The following is a 4610-nucleotide window of genomic DNA, read 5'->3' on the forward strand; positions in this document are numbered from 1 at the left end:
GTTCTGCTGTTCTGCTGTTCAGTTGTTCAGTTGTTCAGTTGTTCAGTTGTTCAGTTGTTCAGTTGTTCAGTTGTGCTTGCAAACTGCCATAAAAAAAGAGAAGGTACCAAAAGTAGGAGGTTCCTACCAAGGCAACGCCTCTCTTTCACTACTTATGTTGTTTGATTAAGTAGTCGTTTAGCTTACCTTGTTGGGGAGGTAAGCTAAGGAATTTGGTGGATCAATGCTAAGCTTGTAAAAAATAACAGAGCAAAAATAGAGGATCCATATATCTATTTAACTAGGGGTTGGCTAATTTGTCAACTAGTTAAATGCAAATTAGTACAAAATAATTGTTCTTGCTTTTATCTATTTTTTTATCTAGAAGCTGTAGTCGAGAATTTAGTGTTAGGATATGGTGGTAACTTTAAGGAGGCTAGCTGTGTACTTTTATGCCATCAATTAGCGAAATTTTCACGAAGATCTTGAGCTATGTTAAAATGAAAAGGTGAATAAGTTTTTTATTTTAAGGAGTCTAAATGTTATTAGAACTTTTAGCTGATTATGGCTTCTTTTTACTTAAGATAGTAACGCTAGTGGTTGCAATTCTCGCAGTCATTGCTTTTATTGTTGCAAGTAAGAAAAAAGCTGGTGGCAAAATAGGTGCTCTTAGTGTTGTTAACCTAGGAAAACAATACAAGAAACAAAAAGAATCTTTAGAAAATAGCTTTTTAAGTGACCAAGCTCGTGTTGCTAAGATCAAAGCTAAACTTAAACTTGATAAACAAGAAGCTAAAGAAGAAAAAGCTCGTCTTAAAGCGGGTACAGAGGACGACAAACCAAGCAAAGCGCGTTTATTTGTCCTTACTTTTAAAGGGGATGTAAAAGCTTCTAAAGCAGAAAGCTTAGCGCAAGAAGTTAATGCTGTTCTGGCTGTAGCTCGTCCTGAAGTTGATGAGGTTTTAGTAAGACTAGAAAGTGGTGGTGGCTTAGTAACCAGTTATGGTTATGCCTCTTCTCAACTTGCGCGTTTAAAAGCAAAAGGTATCAAGTTAACCGTTGCTGTTGATAAAGTAGCTGCAAGTGGTGGTTACATGATGGCATGTGTTGCTGATAAAATTGTCGCTGCTCCTTTTGCTATCCTTGGCTCAATTGGTGTAGTTGCAACTTTACCTAACATTCATCGTTTACTCAAAAAGAATGATGTTGATGTTGAAGTGTTAACTGCAGGACAATATAAACGTACTTTAACCGTACTTGGTGAAAATACTGAAGAAGGACGTGAGAAGTTCAAAGAACAACTAGAACAAACTCATGTTTTATTCAAAGATTTTGTGCAACAAAATCGTCCAGTAGTTGATTTGGACAAAGTAGCTACAGGTGAATACTGGTATGGTACGCAAGCGCTTGAGTTAAATCTTTGTGATGAACTAGCAACCAGTGATGATTTAATTCTTGCGTCTTTAGATGACAAAGAAGTACTCGCGCTTGAGTTTAAACCTAAAAAATCTCTTATCAAGAAATTAGGAGAACAAGCTGAAGAAAGTTCAGAGAACTTCTTTACGCGTATTCTTCATAAAAAAGGACAAGATTTTCTCTAGTAAAATAGTAAAAGACGACCGAGTTTTTCGGTCGTCTTTGCTGTTTGTTACTTTTGTTACTTTTGCTACTGTAATTTTTTACAATTTACCTTTATTATCTAATTACCTTTTCTCTTTCTTTTTCTCATTCTCATTTTTCCTAATGGAAAGTGAGGAAGCTCGTAAGGGATTAGGAATTAGGAATTTTGAAAGCAAATTGCTAAAATTTGGAGTTAAGCTTCGATGTCAGCAAATAGAGGCGTACTTAAATAACGCTCTGAAGCTGAAGGTAAGATAACCACAATTAGCTTATCTTGGAATTCTGGTTGTTTTGCTAAACGATCAGCAACTGCTAGAGCTGCCCCTGAAGAAATTCCGCCTAAGATACCTTCTTTTGCCATTAACTCACGTGCTGTATCCATAGCAGTTTGGCTATCAACTGTTTCTACGCGGTCAACTAAAGATAGATCTAGGTTTTTTGGAATAAAGCCAGCACCAATACCTTGGATTTTATGTGGAGCAGGTTTTACTTCTTCACCAGCAAGAGTTTGCGTAATAACTGGAGATTCAGCTGGTTCAACAGCAACGCTAGTAATCGCTTTACCTTGAGTGTTTTTAAGGTAACGACTTACGCCAGTAATAGTACCACCTGTACCTACACCTGCCACTAGTACATCAACTTTACCATCGGTATCAGTCCAGATTTCAGGACCAGTTGTTTGTTCATGGATTGCTGGGTTAGCTGGGTTTTCAAACTGTTTTAAAGTTACGTAGCGATTAGGATCAGAGGCAACAATTTCTTGTGCTTTTTCAATTGCGCCTTTCATTCCTTTTGCCCCTTCAGTTAAAACTAAAGTTGCTCCTAACGCACGCAGTAAACGACGACGTTCAATACTCATGGTTTCTGGCATAGTTAAAGTGAGTTTATAACCACGAGCAGCTGCAACGTAAGCCAGAGCAATACCTGTATTGCCAGAAGTTGCGTCAACAATCTCTTTATCTTTAGTTAGAGTACCGTCTTTTTCAGCTTGCCAAACCATGTTAGCACCAATACGGCATTTTACGCTAAAGCTAGGGTTACGACCTTCAATTTTAGCTAAGATGTTACCGTTGTGACCAAAGTGGCGTAAACGCACTAGAGGAGTATGACCAATAGTTTGTGAATTATCTTCAAAAATATTCATGTGGTTTTCCTTGTTTGAATTATCGAATTAATGGTTAGCTAATTCGATGATTAGTTAATTAAAGAAAGTTATTTTTACAAAAGATTAGCTCAAAGTACTCTAGACAAAGATATTTGGCTAATTTTTTGTAAGTGGTTTCTAAGATTGTAACACGAAAATAAACTTTTGTATTAGTAAATCTCTTAAGAATGCAAATTAGGAGTTTATTTTTATAAACGGAGTCATACTTGCTTATAATAGAAGTTAAAGAGAGTTTACTTAGAAGTTAAAGCATTGCTTTAACTTCTAGCAAACTCAAACTTTCACTTTTATTTTTAATTCAAACTAAAACTTTCAATTCGAAGCAAACTAAAATTCAAATTCTATGAACACTTTAACCACACAAATCTGGCAACAAATAAGAGCAGAAGCGCAAGAGCTCGTACAACGAGAACCTATGCTCGCAAGCTTTTACTATGCAACCATTTTAAAGCACGATTCTCTTGGTAGTGCTTTAAGCTATATTCTTGCGCAAAAACTTGGTTTAAGCTCAATCCTTGGAGCGATTTCTTTTCGTGAAATAATTCAAGAAGTACTTGAGCAAGAGGAAGAAATTATTGCTCAAGTAGCGCGAGATATTGAAGCCACAGTTGAGCGCGATCCAGCGGTAGATAAACTATCTACACCTTTACTCTATTTAAAGGGTTTTCATGCTTTGCAAGCTTACCGTATTACTCATTGGTTATGGTTACATGAACGTAAAGATCTTGCTATTTTCTTGCAAAATGAAATCTCTACCTCACTAGGCGTAGATATCCACCCAGCAGCAAGGATTGGCTCTGGTATTATGCTAGATCATGCAACAGGCATAGTTATTGGTGAAACCTGTGTAATTGGTAATAATGTCTCTATTCTCCAGGGAGTAACCCTAGGAGGAACAGGTAAAGAGAGTGGTGATCGTCATCCTAAGATCTCTGATGGAGTAATGATTGGTGCCGGTGCTAAAATTCTCGGGAATATTAGCATTGGCGAAAATGCAAAAATTGGAGCTAATTCAGTAGTACTTAAACCTGTACCAGCTTATTGCACAGCTGCAGGGGTACCTGCACGTATTATTATGAGTGACAACAAAGAATGTCCAGCAACCCAGATGAACCAAAATTTTATCGATATTTGGGAAGCGATGAATATTTAAAGCTTGGGATAGGATAGCGACCTAAAATTAGTGAGTTGGCTAAGTTAGTTTGCTAGGTTAGTTTGCTAGGTTAGTTTGCTAGGTTAGTTTGCTAGGTTAGTTTGCTAGGTTAGTTTGCTGATTTGTGTCATTAAGTTAGTAAGTTAGGTTGTTATTTGGATCTGCAAGAGTTGTACATTGCGCTGGTCGTCAAGCATTGCATTCATCTTTTTAATTAAAGAACCTCAAGAGTTTTACTTTTTAGGAGTAAAGCTTTTGAGGTTCTTTGCTTTGTAGGAGTAGGTTACCTTTATTTCATTTCGCCTTAAAATTTTGTTCTAGGTTAAAAAGGCTTACTTTTTGTAAGGGAATATTTGCCTCTAATTTAGTTTTTTGTATACTTGAGAAAAAATTTTTTAGTGATTACTTACTCAACAATTTCAATAAAAAATTTCTTTTTTCAGCGTTACATTAGTAGGGGATAGAAAGCAACTTATTTCGAAGAGGAAATTCTGATTTATTAGCGAAAATATCTTAACTTCTGGAGAGAGGTTAAGATGGTAACTTTTCTCTTTTTAGAACAAAAGAAGATCAATATTCAATTGATAACTTTCGATTATTTTTAAATTTTTCTTTTGGATTGTAAGTTCAAAGAAGAAAAAAATTTTCCTAAAGAGCTAAATTTCTTCTTGCTATGAGGTTACCCCCAAATGG

3 protein-coding genes are annotated in these 4610 nt (G+C 36.1%); 2 read left to right on the forward strand and 1 reads right to left on the reverse strand.

Going from position 1 to position 4610, the window contains the following annotated elements; genetic code table 11:
• Positions 1-518 precede the first annotated feature (518 nt).
• Positions 519-1580, forward strand: a complete 1062-nt coding sequence (gene sohB / locus CKF54_RS07965; RefSeq protein WP_119525811.1) for a protease SohB — start codon at positions 519-521, stop codon at positions 1578-1580.
• Positions 1581-1792: 212 nt separating this feature from the next.
• Here sohB and cysK read toward each other — a convergent pair whose 3' ends face one another.
• The gene (gene cysK, locus CKF54_RS07970; RefSeq protein ID WP_119525812.1) at positions 1793-2743 is read right to left on the reverse strand and encodes a cysteine synthase A; all 951 of its coding nucleotides are present in this window, start codon (positions 2741-2743) and stop codon (positions 1793-1795) included.
• A 364-nt stretch (positions 2744-3107) separates the two neighbouring features.
• On the opposite strand from cysK, the gene cysE reads away from it, so the two are divergent.
• On the forward strand, positions 3108-3917 hold the full coding sequence (gene cysE, locus CKF54_RS07975) for a serine O-acetyltransferase (protein ID WP_119525813.1): 810 nt from the start codon (positions 3108-3110) through the stop codon (positions 3915-3917).
• The last annotated feature ends 693 nt before the right edge of the window (positions 3918-4610 follow it).

Origin of the sequence: Psittacicella hinzii, assembly GCF_003585885.1 — a bacterium.
Classification (GTDB): domain Bacteria; phylum Pseudomonadota; class Gammaproteobacteria; order Enterobacterales; family Psittacicellaceae; genus Psittacicella.

Bases quoted from the DNA above. Each gene is read 5' to 3' on its own strand.
- sohB (WP_119525811.1), top strand. From the start codon at position 519: ATGTTATTAGAACTTTTAGCTGATTATGGCTTCTTTTTACTTAAGATA.
- cysK (WP_119525812.1), bottom strand. From the start codon at position 2,743: ATGAATATTTTTGAAGATAATTCACAAACTATTGGTCATACTCCTCTA.
- cysE (WP_119525813.1), top strand. From the start codon at position 3,108: ATGAACACTTTAACCACACAAATCTGGCAACAAATAAGAGCAGAAGCG.